Here is a 21,104-nt window from a genome sequence, read left to right on the forward strand (position 1 = left end):
GGCTCGGCCGAGCGTGACCGAGCCGCTCCTCGTCCGATGTGTCACTCAGAGGCAGGGGACGTTGGCAAAGCCCGGGTAATAGAAGCGCCCGGCCGGACCAGCGCTGTGGATGCAGCGGTCGAGGCTGGGACTCTGGGGCTTCGGGCTCTGGGTGGCGGCGGTCGCGGTCGGAGCGACCAGGAGAGTCGCGCCAAGGATCATTGCCGCCACCGCCGATTTCTTGCCCGGCATGTGCCTCCGGAACGTCTTCATTGCCGCCCTCCTTAGGGCCGAGACGGGAGCGCCGCGCGGTTCACAGGGCGACAGTTCGGCGCTCGTGATTTCGCCTATCGTCATATGCCACAGACATGACGTCAACACCCAAATCCGGGCATTCGCCCCTAAAAGGCGGTCGGGGTTGGCGCGCTCACGCCAGAGGAAGGCGGTGTGCGGCACCGGACGGTCGCCGTTGCTGCGTCCTGTGAAGTTCTGCCGGGGAACGGTCGGGTTTGCTGATCGGGGCTTGTCCGGCCCCCTGCGCTGACGTAACCACGAGCCATGAACCTTTTCGGCCGCAACTCCTTCCACCGGCGCGCGCAGCAGTCCGTCACGCCCGTGGCGACCGCCACCCCGGCGGCCGGTACCACCGGTACCGCCGTGCTTCCCGATCCCGGGCTGGCGGCCCTCACCGGCGAGTGGCTGATCGATCCCGCGCACAGCAGGATCGGGTTCTCCGTGCGGCACGCGATGGTGACGACGGTGCGGGGCGCGTTCACCGAGTACGAGAGCCGTCTGTACTTCGACGGCCGCGAGCCGACTCACTCCCGGGCCGACATCGTGCTGTACACGGCCAGCGTCGACACGGGTGTCGAGCAGCGCGACGCGCATGTGGTGGGCCGGCAGTTCCTGGACGCCGGGGCGCACCCGCGGATGACCTTCACGAGCACGTCCGTGCAGCTGGCGGGCGAGGACGTCTACCGCATGACCGGCGATCTCACGATCAAGGACACCACCCGCCCCGTCGACCTGGAGCTCACCTACATCGGTCATGTCGTCGACGCGTTCGGTGACGAGCGGGTCGGCTTCGACGGCACCACCACCATCAACCGCTCCGACTGGGGGCTGACCTACGACGCCCGGCTGGCCCAGGGCGGGGCCATGGTGAGCGAGAAGGTCCGCCTCCAGTTCGACATCGCCGCGATCCGGGCCAGGTGAGGACTCCCCCGGCTAGCCGGCGGCGTGCTCCAGCCGTTCCTTGAGCAGCCGCTCGTTCTCCGGGAGTTCGCGGCGGACCTGGGGGCGTACGACGAGAGGGATCAGCACCCTGCCGAGGCCGTGGCCCTCGAAGTCCAGGTCCATGGTCACGCGGGTACGGCCGTCGGGGAGCGGGACGACCTCGCCGTGGACCCGGCCCCGGACCGGTCCGTCGGTGCCCTGCATGCTCCAGGAGCGCGGCGGTACGAACTCGGTGACCCGCATGGTCATCGGGACGTCGCGGCGGCCGACATGGCGGGTGATCCGGATCCGGGACCCGAGTCCGAAAGGACTGTCGTCGAGCTGCTCGACCGACACCGCGCTCTTCTGCCACTCCGGCAGGTGGGACGGGTCGCTGAGGTACGCCCACACATCGCCCGGACTCCGGTCGACGTCGATCTCTTCATGGAAGGCGGACATGAGGCCCTCCTTTCCCGGACAGAGGGCTTTACCCTCCAGATCGTCCCACCGCAGGAGCCGTACGACCAATGCCGACGGGCCCCTGTCCTGCGCGCAGGACAGGGGCCCGGAAGCCGTACGGCAGAACCCTCACGCGGAGCCGACGAAGAGCACCAGCAAAAGCCAGACCACCGGGGCCGTCGGGAGCAGGGAGTCGAGGCGGTCCATGATGCCGCCGTGACCGGGGAGCAGGGTGCCCATGTCCTTGATGCCCAGGTCGCGCTTGATCATGGATTCGCCGAGGTCGCCCAGCGTGGCGCTGGCCGCGACCGCGAGGCCCAGCAGCAGGCCCTGCCACCAGGTGCCGTCGTCGATCAGGAACTGCATGCACAGCGCGCCCGCGACCATCGCGAACAGCACCGCGCCCGCCAGACCCTCGCGGGTCTTGCCGGGGCTGATGCGCGGGGCCAGCTTGTGCTTGCCGAACCGCCAGCCGACCGCGTAGGCGCCGGTGTCGCTGACGACCGTCAGGAGGAGGAAGGTGAGGACACGCCAGGGGCCGTCCGCAGCCGTCAGCATCATCGCTACGAACGTGGCCAGGAACGGCACGTAGAACGCCGCGAAGACGCCCGCCGTGACGTCCTTGAGATAGCCCTCCGGCGACTCCGTCATGCGCCAGACCAGGGCGGCCAGGGCGGTCAGCGCCATGGCGACCCAGGCGCCCTCGGCGCCGCGGACGTACCCCGCCACGACCATCGCCGCTCCGCCCACCGCGAGCGGCACCAGCGGCGCCTTGATGTCCTTGCGCTCCCGCAGCCTGCTGGTCAGCTCCCACAGGCCGACGACCACCGCGACCGCGATCACCCCGACGAACACGGCCTTCTCGATGAACAGGGAGGCGACGATCACCACACCGAGCCCGACCCCGACGCCTATGGCCGCGCTCAGGTCACGGCCCGCGCTCTTCTTCTGCGGCGCTGGGGCCGGCTGGTGGGCGTCGGGCATGGGCTCCGGATTCTGGTTCTCGACCGGCAGGGCGTGGGCCCGCGGGGGCTCGGGGCGGAACTCGTCCTGGAATTCCTGGAACAAGGGGCCGCTCCGCCGAGCGGCTCCCGGGTCGCCGCCCTGGTCTCCGCGGTACGCGGGTGCGTCGGGCACGATGGGCATGGGGCGAGTCTGCTGCGCCTCAGGCGCATCGTACGTGGGACCCGCCGGGACGGCCCCCGGGACAGGCTGGGCGGGCCCGCCCTCGGTGGGCCCCCAGTACCCGGCCTGGCCCGCCGACGACGGCGCCCCCCAGGAAGAGTCGCTCATCAGACTTCGAGCAGCTCCGATTCCTTGTGCTTCAGGAGCTCGTCGACCTGGGCGACGTACTTCGCCGTGGTGTCGTCCAGCTCCTTCTCCGCGCGGCGGCCCTCGTCCTCGCCGATCTCGCCGTCCTTGATCAGCTTGTCGATCGCGTCCTTGGCCTTGCGGCGCACGGAACGGATCGAGATCTTCGCGTCCTCGCCCTTGCCCTTGGCGACCTTGATGTACTCGCGGCGGCGCTCCTCGGTCAGCTCGGGGAACACCACCCGGATGATGTTGCCGTCATTGCTGGGGTTGACGCCCAGGTCGGAGTCGCGGATCGCCTGCTCGATGTTGCGCAGCGCGCTCTTGTCGAACGGGGTCACGACCGCCATGCGCGGCTCCGGCACGGAGAACGAGGCCAGCTGGTTGATCGGCGTCGGGGCACCGTAGTAGTCGGCCACGATCTTGTTGAACATCGCCGGGTGCGCACGGCCGGTGCGGATCGCGGCGAAGTCCTCCTTGGCGACCACGACGGCCTTCTCCATCTTCTCCTCGGCCTCGAGGAGGGTCTCTTCGATCACCACTTGCTCCTGCGTGTCTTGAGTAAGGCCCGGCTGCGGTTCCTTAGGCGGGCGGCGGCCGGCTGCGTCGCGTCTTCTTCCTGCACGGTTCCCGACCGGCAGGACATTGTCCATCCCCCGACCAGGGTCCGGACCCCTTACGGGGCCGCGCGCCACCGGCCGGGTCGATGCCGGGTCAGTCCCGGCTGCCCTGGTCACCCACCAGCGTGCCGATCTTCTCACCCTTGACGGCCCGGGCGATATTGCCCTCCGCGAGGAGCTCGAAGACGAGGATCGGAAGCTTGTTGTCGCGGCACAGCGTGATGGCGGTGGCGTCGGCGACCTTGAGGTCGCGGGTGATGACCTCGCCGTAGCCGAGGGCGTCGAACTTGACGGCGTCGGGGTTGGTCTTGGGGTCGGAGTCGTAGACCCCGTCCACGCCGTTCTTGCCCATGAGCAGCGCCTCGGCGTCGATCTCCAGGGCGCGCTGGGCGGCGGTGGTGTCGGTGGAGAAGTACGGCATGCCCATACCGGCGCCGAAGATGACCACGCGGCCCTTCTCCAGGTGCCGCACGGCGCGCAGCGGGATGTACGGCTCGGCGACCTGGCCCATGGTGATGGCGGTCTGCACCCGGCTGTCGATGCCCTCCTTCTCCAGGAAGTCCTGGAGGGCGAGGCAGTTCATCACGGTGCCGAGCATGCCCATGTAGTCGGAGCGGGCGCGGTCCATGCCGCGCTGCTGGAGTTCGGCGCCGCGGAAGAAGTTGCCGCCGCCGATGACGACCGCGACCTGAGCCCCGTCGCGCACGACGGCCGCGATCTCGCGGGCGATCTTGTGCACCACGTCCGGGTCCACGCCCAGGCCCCCGCCGCCGGAGAAGGCCTCTCCGGACAGCTTCAGCAGAAACCGGCCGCGTACTTTGCCGTCGTCGCTCTTCTGGGCCTTGGTGGTCATGGGAGATCCCGCCTCTTTCACGTGTTGCACATACGAAGAAGGCCATTGCCGGTGGGGTCGCTTTTCGCTCCCATGCGCGGCAATGGCCTCCTCGTCAGATCTGCTGCCGTCCGCCCCACGCCGGGGTGTGGCGGTGTGCGCGGACGACTGCTGTCGACCCTACCGAGAATTTCCCGTGGGTCGCGCGTCGATCGCGGAACGGGCTCAGATGCCGACCTTGATGCGCGAGAAGCGCTTCAGGGTGACACCGGCCTCGTCCAGCACCTTCTGGACCGACTTCTTGTTGTCGAGCGCGTACGGCTGGCCCAGCAGCGTGGCGTCCTTGAAGAAGCCGTTGAGGCGACCCTCGACGATCTTGGCGATCGCGGCCTCGGGCTTACCCTCGGCGCGGGTGGTCTCCTCGGCGATGCGGCGCTCGGACTCGACGACGTCGGCCGGCACGTCCTCCTTGGAGAGGTACTTCGGCGCGAAGGCGGCGATGTGCTGGGCGACGCCCTTGGCGACCTCGGCGTTCGGCTTGTCGAGCTCGACCAGGACACCGATCTGCGGGGGCAGGTCGGGCATGGTGCGGTGCATGTAGGCGAGCACGTAGCCGTCGGCGAACTGCGCGAAGCGGTCCAGGACGATCTTCTCGCCGAGGTTGGCGTTGGCCTCGTCCACGAACGCCTGGACGGTCTTGCCGGGCTCGATCTCGGAGGCGAGCAGGGCCTCGAGGTCGGCCGGGGAGGTCGCGGCGACGTGCTCGGCGATCTTCTTGGCGACGGCCTGGAACTTCTCGCCCTTGGCGACGAAGTCGGTCTCGCACTTCAGCTCGACCAGGACGCCGGAGGAGTTGTCGTCGGCGATGATGGAGACCACGGCGCCGTTCTCGGCGGAGCGGCCCTCGCGCTTGGCGACGCCCTTCTGGCCCTTGATACGCAGCGCCTCGACGGCCTTGTCGACGTTGCCCTCGGCCTCGTCCAGCGCCTTCTTGCAGTCCATCATGCCGGCGCCGGTGAGCTCACGGAGCTTCTTGACGTCGGCGGCGGTGTAGTTCGCCATGAGTCTGTGAGTCTTTCTCGAAGTCTGGGAGATCTTGAGATCCGCACGGTTGCGTTCCACATGTAGCCGCGGAGCGCATACGTCGTGCCGACCTACGGGTGAACAGCGGGGGTGGACTTCACCGCGCCGAAGGCGCTGTCGGTGCCGGTACCGCCCCCGCCGTCAACGCGTGCGTCAGGCCTGCTCGCCCTCGGCGGCCGGAGCCTCGGCAGCCGGGGCCTCGGCGGCAGCCTCGGCCGGCTTCTCGGCCTCGTCGGCCTTCTTCTCACCCTCGAGCAGGTCGCGCTCCCACTCGGCGAGCGGCTCGCCCGCGGCCTTCTCGCCCTTCTCGCCGGTGGCGACGCCGGAGCGGGCGATGAGGCCCTCGGCGACGGCGTCGGCGATCACACGGGTGAGCAGGGTGACGGAGCGGATCGCGTCGTCGTTGCCCGGGATCTTGTAGTCGACCTCGTCGGGGTCGCAGTTGGTGTCGAGGATCGCGACGACCGGAATGTTCAGCTTCCGGGCCTCACCGACGGCGATGTGCTCCTTCTTGGTGTCCACGATCCAGACGGCGCTCGGCACCTTCTGCATCTCGCGGATACCACCGAGGGTCTTCTCCAGCTTGGCCTTCTCGCGCGAGAGCACGAGAAGCTCCTTCTTGGTCAGCCCGGACGCGGCGACGTCCTCGAAGTCGATCTGCTCGAGCTCCTTCAGGCGCTGCAGACGCTTGTAGACGGTCGAGAAGTTGGTGAGCATGCCGCCCAGCCAGCGCTGGTTGACGTAGGGCATGCCGACGCGGGTGGCCTGCTCGGCGATGGCCTCCTGCGCCTGCTTCTTGGTGCCGACGAACATGACCGTGCCGCCGTGGGCGACGGTCTCCTTGACGAACTCGTAGGCGCGGTCGATGTACGACAGCGACTGGAGCAGGTCGATGATGTAGATGCCGTTGCGCTCGGTGAAGATGAAGCGCTTCATCTTCGGGTTCCAGCGACGGGTCTGGTGACCGAAGTGGACGCCGCTCTCCAGCAGCTCCCGCATCGTGACGACGGCCATGGCCGTATCTCCTTGAGTTTCTCGGTTGTGCCGCGGGTGCCGGACGGCTCCCGCGCCTGACGCCCACGACGCGCCTTGCCGCTGGGGACCGAGAGGCGCTGACACCGACCGCTTGACGGCCTGGTGTCGGGGCGTGCGAAGTCGACCCGGTGACCCGGATCGCCAGAAGAAGTGTACGGGACCGCCGGGGCAGCGGGTGACGCCGCTGTCCACAACCGGTGGGTTGTCCACAGTCTCCGGCCGTGATCGGCGGGGTGCGGGACCGTTGTCGCATGCGAGAAGCGATGCGATGTGTCCTGCTGTCGGCGGGTCTGCTCCTCGGCCTGGCAATGGCCGCCCTGGTGCCCTGCCGGTCCTGGGCGGACACCCCGCCTCCGGCCCCCGCACCGCCCCCTCAGGCACCGGTCCCGGCCATCGCGCGGACCTGGCCGGTGGGCGTCCGGCCCCTGGTGTTACGGGGCTGGGAGCCACCGGCGACGGTGTACGGCCCCGGCCACCGGGGCGTGGACCTGGCGGCGCCGGCCGGTTCTCCCGTACGAGCGGTCGCACCGGGCCGGGTGTCCTTCGCGGGGCGGGTCGCGGGGAGGGGGGTGGTCTCCGTGGAGCTGGCGGGCACGGATCTTCGTACGACGTACGAGCCGGTGAGTGCGTTGGTGCGGAAGGGGGACGAGGTGAGGGCGGGCGAGACGGTGGGCACGGTGGAGGCGACGGCCTCCCACTGCGCCGCTGCCTGCGTCCACTGGGGCCTGCGCCGAGGGAAGGCCTACCTGGACCCACTGTCCTTGCTACCGCCGTGGCTCCTGCACCGGGGGCCACCGAGACTGCTGCCGGTGCTGGGGGTACCGCTGCCGTCGTAACTGCGTGGTTGCGCGGCTGCGGCTGCGTGGGGGCCGGTCGCGCCGTTCCCCACGCCCCGTCCGACAGCCGATGTCAGCCCTTCACACCCCGCAGCACCATGGCCACCGCGGCGTCCGTCACCACCGCAGGGTCCTCAGCCGCACCCAGCTCGATACGACGAACGGCCGCGTCCACAACCCCCTGCAGCAACATCGCCGCCAGCCGAGGCTGCTCATGCCCCATCTCCCCGAGCGCCTCGGCGATCATCGTGACGAGCCCGCCGTGCGCCGCCCGGATCTTCTCCCGCGCGCCGGCGTCCAGCTCACTGGCGGAGATGGCGACGACCGCCCGGTGCCGCCGGTCCCCGACCAGCGCCAGCTGCTGCCGTACGTACGCCTCGACCTTGCCCTCGGCGGACTCGGCCCGCTCCATCGCGGCCGCCACCTCCGCCGCCCACAGCGGAAAGTCGACCTCGCACAGCTCCTCGACCACGGCGGCCCGCGACCGGAAGTACTCGTACACGGACGACCGCGCCAGCCCGGTCCGCTCGGCCAGCGCGGGAAACGTCAGCGCTTCCGTCCCGCCCTCGGACAGCAACGACCGAGCCGCGTCCAGCAGGGCGGCTCGCTGCATCGAACGGTGCTCGGCCACGGAGGCCGCTCGAATCCTTGGCACGTCAACCACTTTACGGACGCCCCCACCCGAACGGGAGCCACTCGCCGTGACGGCACCGGTCGTGCCGCCGGCCTCAGCGCCCGAAGCTCGCCAGCTTGGCCCGCAGCTGCAGCACGGACTTGGTGTGGATCTGACTGACCCGGCTCTCGGTGACCCCGAGGACATTGCCGATCTCGGCGAGGGTGAGGCCCTCGTAGTAGTACAGCGTGACCACGGTCTTCTCCCGCTCGGGCAGCGTGTTGATCGCCCGCGCCAGGAAGCGGCGCAGCTCCCGGTCCTCGGCCACCTCCACGGGATTGTCCGCGGCGGTGTCCTCCAGGGTGTCCATGAGGCTGAGCCGGTCCCCGCCCTCACTGCCGACGTGCAGCAGCTCCTCCAGCGCGACCACGTTGGCCAGTGACAACTGGCTGAACACGGCGTGCAGTTCGTCGATCTCCATGCCCAGCTCGACGGCCACCTCGCCCTCGGTCGGGGTGCGCCGCAGCCGCGCCTCCAGGGTGGCGTAGGCCCGCTCCACGTTCCGCGCCTTCTGCCGCACCGACCGCGGGATCCAGTCCAGCGCTCGCAACTCGTCGATCATCGCGCCCCGGATCCGGGTGATCGCGTACGTCTCGAACTTGATCTCCCGGTCGATGTCGAACTTCTCGATCGCGTCGATCAGCCCGAAGACGCCGGAGGAGACGAAGTCGGCCTGCTCGACGTTGGGCGGCAGGCCGACGCTCACCCGGCCCGCGACGTATTTCACGAGCGGCGAGTAGTGCAGGATCAGCTGCTCCCGCAGCCGGTCGTCCCCCGTCGCCTTGTACGACCGCCACAGCTCGTCGAGCGTCGAGGGAGCGGGCGGCCGCACGCTGCCACCGTCGCGGGCGGCTGGGGGGATCGCCGCCCGGTCGGACCCGGAGGTGTGCTGGGGCATTCGTCGCCTTGTGCCGTTCTGCCGTGAAGTGCTGTGAAGTGCTGTGAAGTGGGATGGCTGGGGTTCGTGGGGCGATGTGGGCTGCCTGGGTGAGCTGTCGGTCTGGTGTCGAGTTGGCGCGATCTGTGTCGGCGCCCTCGTGAGCGTAGCGTGACTGAGGTGTCGCGGTGTGCGAACAGTGAGGCTCCACCCGTGCGCGGGGCGCTCTCGGCGGTGCCGCGCACTGGTTCCGCGGCTCGCTCTGCGTGACCGGCCGGGGCGTCAACTCCGGGAAACCCCAAGGGTGTCGGAGGTTCCCCCGGACGGCCGAACACGCTCGGTCAGCACGGACCGCGAACGGTGCGGACCGACATCACCGCCTGGCGTGTCAACTTCCAGCCATCGCCGTGTCGTTCGACGTAACCAAGTGCGCGGAGTTCGTACAGTCTCGCGATCGCCTCGTCCCGGGTGGTCGGCGTGCCGAGCGCGATCTCCTCCGCGGTGGCCGCGCGATGGCCGGGCAGGGCGGCGAGGACGGCACGGGCGGAGGGTTCCAGCAGGTCGCGCGGCAGCACGGGCCCGCGCCGGACCGGCGCCAGCTCACCCATGTCACCCACCAGTTCGACGATCTCCGCGGCGTCGGTGACCAGGGCGGCCTCTCCGCGCAGCAGTTCGTGCACGCCGGCGGAGAGGGCGCTGGTGACGGGGCCTGGCACGCCCATGGTGAACCGTCCGAGGCGCGCTGCGGCCCGTGCGGTGGCCAGCGAGCCGCTGCGGCAGGCGGCCTCCACGACGACGGTGCCTCTGGTGAGGGCGGCGATGACACGGTTGCGGAGGATGAACCGGCTGGGCGTGGGATGGTCGCCCGGCGGCAGCTCGCCCACGACCAGTCCCTGTTCCGCGATCCGGCTGATCAGGGCGGTGTGGCCGCGCGGGTACGGCCGGTCGACGCCGCAGGCCAGAACGGCGACGGTGGCTCCGCGGGCAGCGAGGGCGCCTCGGTGGGCGGCGCCGTCGATGCCGTACGCGCCGCCCGACACCACGACCCAGCCCCGCTCCGCGAGGCCGCCGGAGAGGGTGGCGGCGACATGGGTGCCGTACTCGGTGCAGGCCCGCGCTCCCACCACGGCGACGGACCGCAGCGCCCACATCCGCAGACTGGCCCGCCCGCGCACCCACAGCCCGATCGGCCGGGCATCCCCCAGATCGTCGAGCTGTCCGGGCCACTCGGCGTCCCCGGGCCCCACGAATCGCGCCCCGGCCTCCCCGGCCACCGCGAGATCCCGCTCCGGCTCGGCCCGCCGGGCCCGCGCGACCAGCCCGGCCCACCGCACCTCGCTCACCCCAGGCAGGGCCGGCGCGCCCTCCCTCAGCCGCCGCACCACCTCCCCCACCCCGAACTCCCGAACCCACCGCCCACCGACCTCGTCCCCCGGCTCGATCACCCGACAGAGAAGGACCCGCCCGAGCAGCTCGTCTCCGGGGTCCTCACCCGTGCTCATGCCAACGCCCCGATGGCCATCGGCACCCCTCGCGGCACTCCGGTGCGCAGTTGCAGGGCCAGGGCGACGTCGGTGGCGTCCGGGCGGTCGTGTCCGACGAGGTCGGCGACCGTCCAGGCGACGCGCAGGACCCGGTCGATGCCGCGGGCGGTGAGCACGCCCCGTTCGAGGTTGCGCTCGGCCTCGTCCATCGCACCGGCGACGGGGTGGTAGCGGCTGCGCAGTTCCCGGCCGGGAACCTCGCTGTTGGTGCGCCAGGGGGTTCCGGCGAGGCGGGCTGCCGCGCGCTCGCGGGCCTGCCGTACCCGCTCGGCCACGGTCGCCGTGGACTCGCCCCGGGCGCCCGGTTCGACGAGCTGGGCCCGGGTGACCGGATCGACCTCGACGCGCAGGTCCACCCGGTCCAGCAGCGGACCGGAGAGCCGGGACTGGTAGCGGCGGATCGCGGACGGCGGGCACTCGCACAGGGAGTCGCGTTGCGAGAAGCGTCCACAGGGGCAGGGGTTGGCCGCCAGCACCATGAGGAAGCGTGCCGGGAACCGGACGACGCCCGCGCTGCGTGCGATCACGACATGGCCCGACTCCAGCGGCTGTCGCAGGGCGTCCAGCGTCTGGCTGTGGAACTCGGGCGCCTCGTCCAGGAACAGCACGCCGCGATGGGCGAGGGAGACCGCCCCGGGTCGTGCGATGCCGGGGCCTCCGCCGACGAGGGACTGCATCGTGGCCGAGTGGTGCGGGGCGCAGTAGGGCGCCACGTCGATGAGCGGCTTGCCCGGCGGCAGCAGCCCGGCCACCGAGTGCACCGCCGTGACCTCCAGCGATTCCTCCCTGGTGAGCCGGGGAAGGACGGCGGGCAGCCGCTCGGCGAGCATGGTCTTGCCCGCGCCGGGCGGGCCCTCGAGGAACAGGTGGTGCCCACCGGCGGCGGCCACCTCCACGGCCGTACGGGCCGAGGTCTGGCCCACGACGTCCGCCAGGTCGTGATCGTGTTCGTGCTGTGCGGTGCCGGCACTGTGCATGCCGGTGGCCGCGCCCGTGCCCGGCACGCGCAGACCGGCCAGGAGGGGATCGGGACGGCCTTGCTCGTCCGGTTCCTCCTCGGGGACGGGCTCGTCGGTGAGCACCGCGATGAGCTGGCGCAGACTGCGGACGCCGAGCACGGAGACACCGGGGACCAGCGAGGCCTCGGCGGCTGCGCACTCGGGTACGACCACTTGCTCGTAGCCTGCGTCGGCCGCGGCGAGCACGGCCGGCAGAGTGCCGCGGACCGGTCGGACCCGGCCGTCCAGGCCCAGCTCCCCGATCATGACGATGTCCGCGAGGACACGCGGATCGATCCGCTCGGCGGCGCCGAGCACCGCACAGGCGACGGCCAGGTCGAAGCCGGAACCGGCTTTGGGTACAGAGGCCGGGCTGAGTCCGACGGTGAGCTTCTTCTGCGGCCACTCGCCGCCCGAGTTCACCACCGCCGCCCGGACCCGGTCCCGGCTCTCCGTCAGGCTCTTGTCCGGGAGACCGACCAGGGTGAAGGCGGCGACGCCTGGTTCCAGGTCGGCCTGGACCTCGACGACCACTCCCTCGACGCCGACCAGGGCCACCGAACAGGTGCGGGCGAATCCCATTCAGGCCACCCCCCGTGCGTGCTCGACGGACGGGGCGCCGCGGTGGGGCAGCAGGACGCCGACCAGGTCGATGCGGACGCCGCCCGGTGGTGCGCCTCCATGGGCCTGGATCCAGTGCTCGGCCAGCCCGCGCAGCCGGGCCGCCTTCTCGGGGGTCACCGCGGCCATGGGGTGTTCGTAGCCGCCGCCCCTGCGGGTCTTCACCTCGCAGACGACGAGCGCGTCACCGTCCCGCGCGATGATGTCGATCTCGCCGGAACGGCCGCAGCGCCAGTTGCGCTGCAGAATGGTCATTCCGGTCTCGGCGAGCCGCCGGGCGGCCAGGTCCTCGCCGTACTTGCCGAGTGCTTCTCGTGCGTTCATGTCGGCACCACCTCCGGCGCCAACCGTCACGCATCCCGCCCCAAGATGTTGATCTTGGGGGACAACTCAGCGGTTGTGGAAAACCCCGTCACCCGCCCGGCAGCTCCAGGTCGCTCTTGTTCAGCTCCTCAATGTTCACGTCCTTGAACGTGAGGACCCGCACTTGCTTCACGAAGCGCGCCGGCCGGTACATGTCCCAGACCCAGGCATCAGCCATCGACACCTCGAAGAACACCTCGCCCTGTACCGAGTGCACCTGCATCTCATAGTCGTTGGTGAGATAGAAACGCCGCTCAGTCTCGATCACGTATTTGAACAGACCGACGACATCTCGATACTCCCGGTAGAGCTTCAGCTCCATCTCGGTCTCGTACTTCTCGAGGTCCTCGGCGCTCATGGCATGTTCCCCTTCAGCCGTGCGATCCCCCCATTGTGCGCCAGTCCGACGGGCCCTCAGACGATTTCCGCGTCGAGGGTCACAGGACTGGCCGGGGGACCTTCGTCGAGCAGCGTGCGCAGCAGCTCGGCGAGTCTGGTCGGATACACCGTCTCATGTGCCCGGGTCAGTTCCTGACACGTCCACCAACGTGCCCCGGCGACACTGCGCCGCTCCAGCTCCGTCAGCCCCGGCGCCGCGGTGGCCGTCTGCGTCGTACGGGCCAGGTAGTACCACTCGTCCTGGTCCCAGCGGCGGCCCGCGAACGGGAAGGAGCACATGCGGCGCCACAGCACCGGGCCGAGTTCGACGTCGGTGATGCCGGTCTCCTCGGCGAGTTCCCTGAGCGCGGCCTCCTCGCGCGTCTCGGCGCCCTCCAGACCGCCGCCGGGGGTGAACCACCAGTCGTCGGCCGGATCGTCCGGCTCATGGCCGTGCAGAAGCAGGATGCGATCCTCCGGGTCGAGGAGGACCACCCGGGCGACCTTGCGCAGCCCGCCCCCGTACGACTCCCCGCACGAGTCCTCGCCGGTCCGCGTGGTCTCAGCGGACACCGGCCGCCTCCGGGCGGGCGGTACGCGCGCGGGAGCGGCCCATGCGACCCGCGATCGGGCCGTAGGCGCCGCCGGCCAGCACCAGGACGGCGCCGACGGCGATCAGCAGCTCGATCGTGGAGAGGGGACCCGGCTGCGAGAGGGCGCCCAGGGCCTCGAAACCGGTGGGGCGCTTCAGCGAGCCCTTCCAGGGCCAGACGACCGCGTCCACACGGGCGTTCACGGCGTCGCGGGAGACCGTGCCCTTGGCCGCGTCGGTGAGGTGGGCCGTGGAGTCCAGGGAACCCTGGCGCTCGTCACCGAGGAGGAACAGTCGGCCCTGCGGGACGGTCACCGTCGGGAAGTTCTGGATCTCGGCCAGGCTGCCCTTGGGCAGATAGGGCTCGTCGATCTGCTTGCCGTTGACGGTCAGCTTGCCGTTCGTGCAGCAGGAGACGGTGTCGCCGCCGACCGCGACCACCCGCTTGACCACCTTGGCATTGGTGACCCAGCTCTTGTCCGTGAAGACGACGACGTCACCGCGCTTCACCTGACCGCCGTCCACCTTCTGCGCGAGCACCCGGTCGCCGGCGCCGATCGTGGGCGTCATCGAGCTGGTCGGCACGGTGTACGGCCGGTACGTCACCGCCGCCCAGGCGAATCCACCGAGGAACAGCACCAGACCCAGTGCCACGGCCACTGAGGACAGCCGCTGTCCGAGCCGGCTGCCGCCGGGCCGTGCCGTGCCTGTGCCGCCGCTGCGCGGGGCCGTACGCGTCGTGCTCTCGCCACCCATGGACCCGCACCCTACCCGGCAGTACCGGGCGGGGGCAGCCCCTCTTCCGCGACCGCCGCCGGACGGTGGGGCAACGGCCCGGCAGACGCCGGACTCACAGGTTCCGGATCGCCTCGGCCAGGTCGGGCCCGTACGAGGCCCAGCAGCCCACCGAGCCGTCGTCCCCGAGGGAGCCCATGTACCACTCACCGTCGTGCTCGACGAGGCACAGCTCACCGAAGGCCGGCACGTACGAGGGGTACAGCGGCTCGGGATCGCGGCCGCTGCCGTCCTCGACGTACACGAGCCGGTCCGGGGAGAGCGGGACCGCTCGCGCGTCGCCGGAGTGGGCACGCAGGCGGCCCACCGTCCAGCCGTCGGGGAGCGCCGGGACCTGTGCGGTCACCGGCTGCCCGCGGCCGTCTTCCGCTCGGTCTTGGACTCCAGCCGGTCCGCGCGCCGGCGTCGCCACACCGCCAGGGGCAGCACCGCGGCGATGGCCACGCCCTGCGGGGCCACCGTCAGGGCCTCGGACGCCGAGGACTGGTCGTTGATGCCGGGCTGGTCGAAGGTGTCCGGGACCGGCAGGGTGCCCCAGTGGTTGATCGGCCAGGCCTTGACGATCGCGCGGCCCACGACGTCGCCGACCGGGACCATGCCGTGGTGCTTGTCGGACTGGTTGTAGCGGGAGTCCCGGGAGTTCTGGCGGTGGTCGCCCATCACCCAGATGTAGCCCTGAGGCACCGTCACCTTGAACTGGCCGCCCAGCTCGTCATCGGTGCACGGCGTGTTGCCGGGGTAGATGTACGGCTCGTTCAGCGCATGGCCGTTGACCAGCAGCGGGCCGGTGCCCTTGCACTGGACGGTGTCGCCGCCGACGCCGATCACGCGCTTGATGAGGTCCTTCTCGTTGGCGGACGGCATCAGGCCGATCCAGCTGAGAACCTGCTGCACGGCGTTCGGGCTGGCTGCCGGTTCGCCCGCCAGCCAGTCGTCCGGGTCGTGGAAGACCACGACCTCGCCACGCTCGGGCTTGGAGCCGAACCACGGGGTGAGCTTGTCGACCAGGACACGGTCACCCACCTGAAGGGTGTCCTGCATCGAGGCCGACGGGATCGAGAACGCCTGCACCAGGAACGTCTTGATCAACAGCGCCAGAACGAGCGCGATCACGACGAGGATCGGCAGCTCCTTCCAGAAGGAGCGGGGCTTCCTCGGATGGTCCGCCGCCTCGCCCGCACCCGCGCCCTCGGTCCGCGGCCGCTGCTCGTCGTCCGGCGCGCCCTCGTCGCCCGCCGCGTCATTCCCGGAGCTCATGGCGCCGTCCGGCACGGGGGCGTTCGCTTCCACGGGGTGCCCGCGGTACTCCTCGCCGTCGTGCCCCGACCGTGCGCCAACCGCCACATCCCCCACGCCAACTCCTTACTCTGTGCCGCCGCCTGCCCCACGTACGACGCAGGCCCACCACTCCCATAACGAGCGGGAGTTCCGCAGGGGTCGGGAGCTGGATCGTTCCGTTCGGATTCTCGGAGGCAACCCTATGCGACAGCGGGGTACCGGCGGTCGCACCAGGCGGGGAGTCGGCCACGCTTGCGAAGGTTTTAGGTTCCTGAAGGCGTGTCCAGTGGCCGATCGGCCAGCCGATGGCGACGGCCCGGCCGACGACGGATTTCTCGGACACCGTTCCGCCGTACGGGGTGTTCTGGTGGAAACGGGAGTCCGCGGAGTTGCCCCGGTGGTCGCCCATGACCCACAGCCGGCCCTTGGGCACGGTGATGTCGAAGGGCTGGGCGGACGGGGCGTCACCCGGATAGATGTAGTCCCCCTCGGTGAGCGGTACCCCGTTGACGGTGACCCGGCCCTGCTCGTCGCAGCACTTGACGTGGTCTCCGCCGACCCCGATGACCCGCTTGATCAGGTCCTTCTCGTTGTCGGAGGGCAGCAGTCCGATGAAGGTGAGGCCTTCCTTGAGCTGCTTGACGACGACCGGGTCGTGCTTCTTGGCCGTCTGCTCGTCCGCCAGCCAGCCGCCCGGGTCGTGGAAGACGACGACGTCCCCGCGCTGCGGCTGGGCACCGAACCACGGGGTGAGCTTGTCGACCAGGACGCGGTCGCCGATCCGGATCGTCTGCTCCATCGAGCCGGACGGGATCACGAACGCCTGGACGAGGAAGGTCTTCAGGACGAGGGCTATGAGGACGGCGACACCGATCAGAAGAGGGATCTCCCGAACGGCTGAACGCCGGCGCTTGCGTTTGACCTTGCGCTGGAGTTTCCGTCGCTCCGCGCGCGTGCGGCCGCCGCCGGGCGCGGAAGTGCGGCGCGATCCGGTGGGCAGCAGATTGTCGGCGGGGTTGCTGGGCACCCCGCGCGGTTTGCCGCGGTTACCCATGCGCGCCCCCCGGGGTGGGCACGCGCGCGTAGGCGGAGGGCCGCGTCAGATGCCTCCAGTGGTCGTACGGCCACAGGATCCAGTCGGCGCGGCCGATGACGTCGCCGACCGGGACCATGCCGCCGCCGGGCGAGCCGAGATGGTCGCGGGAGTCGCTGGAGTCGCTGCGGTGGTCGCCGAGGACGAACAGACGGCCGGCGGGGACGACGACGTCGAAGGGCACGCTGGAGGCGCTGTCCCCGGGATAGAGGAACGCCGACTCGTCGACGGCGCGGCCGTTCACTTCGATCCTCCCCTGCCTGTCACAGCAGACCACATGGTCTCCCCCCACACCGACCACGCGCTTGATGTAGTCGGCGTCCCCGAAATAACCCGTACCGTCGAACACGATCACGTCGCCGCGCTGCGGCTGGGCACCGAAACGGTACGCCAACTTATTTACGAGAACGCGGTCCCCGATCCTCAAGCCCTGTTCCATGGATCCGCTCGGAATCTGGAACGGTTGCACCACGAAAGCGTTGAGGACGAGCAAAAACGCCAGGCAGAGGAAGAGTGTGAGGGTGATCCGGCCGCCCGGCAGCCAGTCGGCGATCCGCGCCACCAACGCGAAACGCGACCGTCCCTCCGGGCCCGGGGAATCCGGGTGGGAGGAGCGGTCGCGTTCCGTCGGCTGTGCTTCGGTGTCCATCGGGGCGAGATGCTATCCCGCCCGGCCATGGACTCCGGAGCGTGCTCAGCTCTCGCGCTTCTCCTTGATCTTCGCGGCCTTGCCACGCAGGTCACGGAGGTAGTACAGCTTGGCGCGGCGCACGTCACCGCGGGTGACCAGCTCGATCTTCTCGACGATCGGGGTGTGCACCGGGAAGGTGCGCTCGACGCCGACGGAGAACGAGACCTTGCGGACCGTGAAGGTCTCGCGGACACCGGAGCCCTGGCGACGGATCACAACGCCCTTGAACTGCTGCACACGGGAGCGGTTGCCCTCGATGACGCGGACGTGGACGTTGACGGTGTCACCCGGACGGAAGGCCGGGATGTCGCTGCGCAGCGACGCGGCGTCGACGGAGTCGAGCAGGTGAGACATTTCGTCTGCTTTCTTCGCTGATGCCACAGGTCATCAACGGAAACTAGGAGTTTGCACGAAGCCGTGTGCGGGTCGGGACGGGCGTCGTGTCCCCCTGTGGCAGGGGCGCACGCCGGACGAGCGCACAACAGCGGTCTATTCTTCCATGCCCTCGGCCCGCCGCCAAAATCGGCCGTACGGGTGACCTTCCGGGTCCGGTTCCCAGCCCAGGATGGAGAGCATCTCGCGGTCCTTCTTGTCGAAGGCCTTGGGCTCGCAGCGCTCGATCAGGTCGGGCCGGTTGGCGGTCGTACGCCGGAGGGCCTCGTCGCGGCGCCAGCGGGCGATCTTGCCGTGGTGGCCGCTGAGCAGCACGTCCGGGATGTCCCGGCCGCGCCAGACGGGCGGCTTGGTGTAGACGGGGCCTTCCAGGAGGCTCGCCATCGCGCCGGGCGCGAAGGAGTCGTCGCGGTGGGACTCGGCGTTGCCGAGGACGCCGGGCAGCAGCCGGGCGACGGCCTCCGTGATGACCAGGACGGCCGCCTCGCCGCCGGCCAGCACATAGTCGCCGATGGAGACCTCGTAGACGGGCACGCGCGTGGCGTACTCGTCCATGACGCGCCGGTCGATGCCCTCGTAGCGGGCCGGTGTGAAGATCAGCCAGGGGCGCTCGGAGAGCTCCACGGCCAGCTCCTGGGTGAAGGGCCGGCCGCTGGGCGTGGGCACGATCAGCGCGGGGGCCTGGGCGCCGGTCTCGTAGCCGTCGGCGAGGATCGTGTCCAGGGCGTCTCCCCAGGGCTCGGTCTTCATGACCATGCCGGGGCCGCCGCCGTACGGGGTGTCGTCGACGGTGTTGTGACGGTCGTACGTCCACGCGCGCAGATCGTGCACATGGACATCGAGCTGCCCACGCGCGCGTGCCTTGCCGACGAGGGAGACGTTCAGCGGGTCCAGGTACTCGGGGAAGATCGTGACGACGTCGAGGCGCATTACGACTCTTCCCCGTTGTCGCGGGAGGACACGATCTCGGCGCGGTCGTCGATCAGACCGGGCGGTGGGGCGATGACCGCCTTCTGCTCCTCCAGGTCGATCTCGGTGACGATCTCCTCCACGAAGGGGATCATGACCTCGGTCCCGTCCGGGCGCTCCACGATGAACAGGTCCTGGGAGGGCAGGTGCGAGATCTCGGTGATCCGGCCGACCTCCACCCCGTCCTCGGTGACCACGTCGAGGTCGATGAGCTGGTGGTCGTAGTACTCGTCCTCGCCCTCGGGCAGCTCCTCCGGGTCGACCTCGGCGATCAGGAGGGTGTTGCGCAGGGCCTCGGCGGCGTTGCGGTCGGTGACGCCCTCGAAGCGCAGGAGGAGGCGGCCGCTGTGGACGCGCCCCGTCTCGATGGTCAGCGGTCCCGCGGAGGCGGGGTCCGTGGCGAGTACGGCGCCGGGTGCGAGCCTGAGTTCCGGCTCGTCGGTACGTACCTCGACGGTGACCTCGCCCTTGATGCCATGGGCACGGCCGATCCGTGCGACTACCAGCTGCACGTGTCCAATTCTCCTGTCATCTCCTGCCTGCGTCCTGCTCATACGACTGCGGGCCGGGGACGGCCAGTGGCCCTCCCCGGCCCGAGCCGGTTGCGATGAAGCGTCAGCGGACGTGGTCCACGTCGACGAGGTCGACGCGGACACCGCGACCGCCGATGGCGCCCACGACGGTGCGCAGGGCACGCGCGGTACGGCCGTTGCGGCCGATCACCTTGCCGAGGTCGTCCGGGTGGACCCGGACCTCGAGCACGCGCCCGCGGCGCAGGTTGCGCGAGGCGACCTGCACATCGTCAGGGTTGTCGACGATGCCCTTCACGAGGTGCTCAAGCGCCTCTTCGAGCATGCTGCTCAGGCCTCGGTCGACTCGGACTCGGCAGCCGCCTCGTCCTTCTTCTCAGCCTTCTTCTTCTGGGTGATCGCCTCACCCTTGCCCTCGTCGTCACCGCCGAGAGCCTCGAACGACGGACGCGCGGCCTTCGGCTCGGCGACGAGCAGCGGCGCCGGGGCGGGCTCGCCCTTGAACTTCTGCCAGTCGCCGGTCTTCTTCAGGATGGCGAGAACGGGCTCGGTCGGCTGCGCGCCGACACCCAGCCAGTACGCCACGCGCTCGGCGTCCACCTCGATGACCGACGGGTTGTAGGTCGGGTGGTACTTGCCGATCTCCTCGATGGCCCGGCCGTCACGGCGGGTACGGGAGTCGGCGACGACGATGCGGTAGTGAGGCGAACGGATCTTGCCCAGACGCTTCAGCTTGATCTTGACTGCCACGGGAGTGGGTTCTCCTGGATTTGACGTGGTTGGGCACGGCGAGCTGCCGCGTGGGGTTGCGGTACCCGAGTGCCCGATGGACGCGTCAGCCGGAGGAGAGAGGGGTCCTGTGCGGCTGTCGAGTACAGCTAGCCATTGTGCCACACCCTGCGGGTCGCTTCGGGCCGAGGGTGGGTCGGTGAGCTTCGGGCATGCCTGGGAGGCACCCGGCGTGGAGGTGAGTCACGTCGGGTGCGCTGCCCGGTACTGCGCAGTCGCCGTCCGCAGCCCCGGCACCCACGAGATGCCGGTACTTCCGCGGCTCGCGATCATGCAGCTCCCGCGACCTCCGGGATTCTGAACGGCTTGCCGCAGCCGCCGCAGACGATGGGCGCCTGGGCCAGGACCGAGGGGACCACGCGGACGTTGCGACCGCAGTCGCAGACCGCCTTGACCCGGACGCCGCCGCCGGAGGAGCCGTGCCGGGCGGCCGGGCCGCGGAAGCTGCGGGTGGTGTCCGAGGAGGTCGCCGCCGTGTGGGCCTTCAGGGCGCGCTGCAGCCGCTCGATGGTCGGGCGGTAGCGCCGCTTGGCCTCGGGGTTGAGCGTGACCAGCGAGAAGCCGCTGCTCGGGTGCGGCTCCTCGGGGTGATCGAGGCCCAGCTCCTCGGCGATCGCGAGGAAACGGCGGTTGTGGTAGCGGCCGGCGCGGGAGGTGTCGCGGATCCCACGGGCGGCGGCGATGCCGTGGACTGCCTCATGGAGGAGTCGCTCGAAGGAGAGCTCGTGTCCACACGCGGACGACGACTCCCCGATCAGGGATTCTGGCGCGGCAAGGTCCGGCAGCTCGGGGTGGTACCGCTGAATGTCGGCCCACGCCTGCGCCAGCTCTGCGGCGAGAACAGGTGGTGTCTGTGTCGTGCTCACGTAATGACAACGAGCGGGGGCTCGAATGTGTTCCTATTCCGGGGCATCCCAAATAATTTGCACGTACCCGTCAGTTGCCGCTGATGCGTCCGGACGAGGGCGGGTGCGCTGATCTGCGGAGAAGCCGCACAGCTCATACCAAGCTGGTGCGTAGTCCGCGCTACGACCCGGCGTGCAGACCTCGTTGCGAGGGTGGCCGGTGGTTGCGCAAGAGACGTTTCGGCCGCTCTCGTCGTGAAGGCTCACTCCGGTCAGCGTCCGTGACGCGCGTGACGTTACTGCCC

27 protein-coding genes are annotated in these 21,104 nt (G+C 70.2%); 2 read left to right on the forward strand and 25 right to left on the reverse strand.

Annotated features, from left to right (window positions below):
- Nucleotides 1-45: 45 nt before the first annotated feature.
- The gene (locus tag ACZ418_RS25430; protein WP_468366943.1) at nucleotides 46-252 is read right to left on the reverse strand and encodes a hypothetical protein; all 207 of its coding nucleotides are present in this window, start codon (nucleotides 250-252) and stop codon (nucleotides 46-48) included.
- 285 nt (nucleotides 253-537) lie between these two features.
- Here ACZ418_RS25430 and ACZ418_RS25435 point away from each other — a divergent pair, with 285 nt between their 5' ends.
- Nucleotides 538-1,194 (forward strand): YceI family protein, encoded by a 657-nt coding sequence (locus ACZ418_RS25435; protein WP_468366946.1) that lies wholly within the window; start codon nucleotides 538-540, stop codon nucleotides 1,192-1,194.
- A 12-nt stretch (nucleotides 1,195-1,206) separates the two neighbouring features.
- Here the strand turns inward: ACZ418_RS25435 and ACZ418_RS25440 are convergent, their stop codons facing one another.
- From ACZ418_RS25440 to rpsB, 6 genes are all read right to left on the reverse strand, one after another.
- Nucleotides 1,207-1,653 (reverse strand): SRPBCC family protein, encoded by a 447-nt coding sequence (locus ACZ418_RS25440; RefSeq protein ID WP_468366948.1) that lies wholly within the window; start codon nucleotides 1,651-1,653, stop codon nucleotides 1,207-1,209.
- A gap of 129 nt (nucleotides 1,654-1,782) precedes the next feature.
- Nucleotides 1,783-2,946, reverse strand: a complete 1,164-nt coding sequence (locus ACZ418_RS25445; RefSeq protein WP_468366951.1) for a phosphatidate cytidylyltransferase — start codon at nucleotides 2,944-2,946, stop codon at nucleotides 1,783-1,785.
- Nucleotides 2,946-3,503, reverse strand: a complete 558-nt coding sequence (gene frr / locus ACZ418_RS25450) for a ribosome recycling factor (protein WP_053763769.1) — start codon at nucleotides 3,501-3,503, stop codon at nucleotides 2,946-2,948. Before frr ends, ACZ418_RS25445 begins: the two co-directional genes overlap by 1 nt.
- Before the next feature lie 175 nt (nucleotides 3,504-3,678).
- Nucleotides 3,679-4,437: a UMP kinase gene (gene pyrH / locus ACZ418_RS25455; protein ID WP_228623032.1), complete on the reverse strand. Its 759-nt coding sequence runs from the start codon at nucleotides 4,435-4,437 to the stop codon at nucleotides 3,679-3,681.
- A gap of 204 nt (nucleotides 4,438-4,641) precedes the next feature.
- On the reverse strand, nucleotides 4,642-5,478 hold the full coding sequence (gene tsf, locus ACZ418_RS25460; protein ID WP_468366955.1) for a translation elongation factor Ts: 837 nt from the start codon (nucleotides 5,476-5,478) through the stop codon (nucleotides 4,642-4,644).
- Nucleotides 5,479-5,652: 174 nt separating this feature from the next.
- Complete coding sequence (gene rpsB / locus ACZ418_RS25465; protein ID WP_468366958.1) at nucleotides 5,653-6,513, reverse strand: 30S ribosomal protein S2; 861 nt, start codon at nucleotides 6,511-6,513, stop codon at nucleotides 5,653-5,655.
- Between the two features lie 272 nt (nucleotides 6,514-6,785).
- Here rpsB and ACZ418_RS25470 point away from each other — a divergent pair, with 272 nt between their 5' ends.
- Nucleotides 6,786-7,370 (forward strand): murein hydrolase activator EnvC family protein, encoded by a 585-nt coding sequence (locus ACZ418_RS25470; protein WP_468366960.1) that lies wholly within the window; start codon nucleotides 6,786-6,788, stop codon nucleotides 7,368-7,370.
- Nucleotides 7,371-7,443: 73 nt separating this feature from the next.
- Here ACZ418_RS25470 and ACZ418_RS25475 read toward each other — a convergent pair whose 3' ends face one another.
- From ACZ418_RS25475 to ACZ418_RS25560, 18 genes are all read right to left on the reverse strand, one after another.
- Nucleotides 7,444-8,001 carry a TetR/AcrR family transcriptional regulator gene (locus tag ACZ418_RS25475; RefSeq protein WP_468367408.1) on the reverse strand — a complete coding sequence of 186 codons (558 nt, stop codon included), beginning with the start codon at nucleotides 7,999-8,001 and terminating at the stop codon, nucleotides 7,444-7,446.
- Between the two features lie 97 nt (nucleotides 8,002-8,098).
- Entirely contained in the window at nucleotides 8,099-8,941 is an 843-nt protein-coding gene (gene whiG, locus ACZ418_RS25480) for an RNA polymerase sigma factor WhiG (RefSeq protein ID WP_468366962.1), read from the reverse strand.
- Between the two features lie 320 nt (nucleotides 8,942-9,261).
- Nucleotides 9,262-10,422 (reverse strand): DNA-processing protein DprA, encoded by a 1,161-nt coding sequence (gene dprA / locus ACZ418_RS25485; protein ID WP_468366965.1) that lies wholly within the window; start codon nucleotides 10,420-10,422, stop codon nucleotides 9,262-9,264.
- Nucleotides 10,419-12,044, reverse strand: coding sequence for a YifB family Mg chelatase-like AAA ATPase (locus ACZ418_RS25490; RefSeq protein WP_468366968.1), 1,626 nt, complete (start codon nucleotides 12,042-12,044; stop codon nucleotides 10,419-10,421). Before ACZ418_RS25490 ends, dprA begins: the two co-directional genes overlap by 4 nt.
- On the reverse strand, nucleotides 12,045-12,407 hold the full coding sequence (locus ACZ418_RS25495) for a YraN family protein (protein WP_468366971.1): 363 nt from the start codon (nucleotides 12,405-12,407) through the stop codon (nucleotides 12,045-12,047).
- Nucleotides 12,408-12,495: 88 nt separating this feature from the next.
- Nucleotides 12,496-12,804, reverse strand: coding sequence for a DUF2469 domain-containing protein (locus ACZ418_RS25500; RefSeq protein ID WP_003965949.1), 309 nt, complete (start codon nucleotides 12,802-12,804; stop codon nucleotides 12,496-12,498).
- 56 nt (nucleotides 12,805-12,860) lie between these two features.
- A complete protein-coding gene (locus ACZ418_RS25505) occupies nucleotides 12,861-13,397 on the reverse strand; it encodes an NUDIX hydrolase (RefSeq protein ID WP_468366973.1) in 537 nt (178 codons plus the stop codon).
- Nucleotides 13,387-14,172 carry a signal peptidase I gene (lepB, locus tag ACZ418_RS25510; RefSeq protein ID WP_468366976.1) on the reverse strand — a complete coding sequence of 262 codons (786 nt, stop codon included), beginning with the start codon at nucleotides 14,170-14,172 and terminating at the stop codon, nucleotides 13,387-13,389. The genes ACZ418_RS25505 and lepB (ACZ418_RS25510) overlap by 11 nt, the downstream gene beginning before the upstream one ends.
- A gap of 94 nt (nucleotides 14,173-14,266) precedes the next feature.
- A complete protein-coding gene (locus ACZ418_RS25515) occupies nucleotides 14,267-14,557 on the reverse strand; it encodes a hypothetical protein (RefSeq protein ID WP_468366979.1) in 291 nt (96 codons plus the stop codon).
- Nucleotides 14,554-15,564: a signal peptidase I gene (gene lepB / locus ACZ418_RS25520; RefSeq protein WP_468366982.1), complete on the reverse strand. Its 1,011-nt coding sequence runs from the start codon at nucleotides 15,562-15,564 to the stop codon at nucleotides 14,554-14,556. The genes ACZ418_RS25515 and lepB (ACZ418_RS25520) overlap by 4 nt, the downstream gene beginning before the upstream one ends.
- The gene (lepB, locus tag ACZ418_RS25525; RefSeq protein WP_468366984.1) at nucleotides 15,452-16,543 is read right to left on the reverse strand and encodes a signal peptidase I; all 1,092 of its coding nucleotides are present in this window, start codon (nucleotides 16,541-16,543) and stop codon (nucleotides 15,452-15,454) included. The genes lepB (ACZ418_RS25520) and lepB (ACZ418_RS25525) overlap by 113 nt, the downstream gene beginning before the upstream one ends.
- On the reverse strand, nucleotides 16,536-17,231 hold the full coding sequence (gene lepB / locus ACZ418_RS25530) for a signal peptidase I (RefSeq protein WP_468366987.1): 696 nt from the start codon (nucleotides 17,229-17,231) through the stop codon (nucleotides 16,536-16,538). Before lepB (ACZ418_RS25530) ends, lepB (ACZ418_RS25525) begins: the two co-directional genes overlap by 8 nt.
- 45 nt (nucleotides 17,232-17,276) lie before the next feature.
- Nucleotides 17,277-17,627, reverse strand: coding sequence for a 50S ribosomal protein L19 (rplS, locus tag ACZ418_RS25535; protein WP_055704359.1), 351 nt, complete (start codon nucleotides 17,625-17,627; stop codon nucleotides 17,277-17,279).
- Nucleotides 17,628-17,762: 135 nt separating this feature from the next.
- Nucleotides 17,763-18,596 carry a tRNA (guanosine(37)-N1)-methyltransferase TrmD gene (gene trmD / locus ACZ418_RS25540; RefSeq protein ID WP_468366989.1) on the reverse strand — a complete coding sequence of 278 codons (834 nt, stop codon included), beginning with the start codon at nucleotides 18,594-18,596 and terminating at the stop codon, nucleotides 17,763-17,765.
- Nucleotides 18,596-19,147, reverse strand: coding sequence for a ribosome maturation factor RimM (gene rimM, locus ACZ418_RS25545; RefSeq protein WP_468366992.1), 552 nt, complete (start codon nucleotides 19,145-19,147; stop codon nucleotides 18,596-18,598). The genes trmD and rimM overlap by 1 nt, the downstream gene beginning before the upstream one ends.
- A gap of 103 nt (nucleotides 19,148-19,250) precedes the next feature.
- Nucleotides 19,251-19,490 (reverse strand): RNA-binding protein, encoded by a 240-nt coding sequence (locus ACZ418_RS25550; protein ID WP_003973401.1) that lies wholly within the window; start codon nucleotides 19,488-19,490, stop codon nucleotides 19,251-19,253.
- Nucleotides 19,491-19,495: 5 nt separating this feature from the next.
- Complete coding sequence (rpsP, locus tag ACZ418_RS25555; protein WP_171152431.1) at nucleotides 19,496-19,915, reverse strand: 30S ribosomal protein S16; 420 nt, start codon at nucleotides 19,913-19,915, stop codon at nucleotides 19,496-19,498.
- A 308-nt stretch (nucleotides 19,916-20,223) separates the two neighbouring features.
- Nucleotides 20,224-20,820, reverse strand: coding sequence for a hypothetical protein (locus ACZ418_RS25560; protein WP_055704355.1), 597 nt, complete (start codon nucleotides 20,818-20,820; stop codon nucleotides 20,224-20,226).
- Between the last annotated feature and the right edge of the window lie 284 nt (nucleotides 20,821-21,104).

Source organism: Streptomyces sp. NPDC030820 (assembly GCF_055572075.1).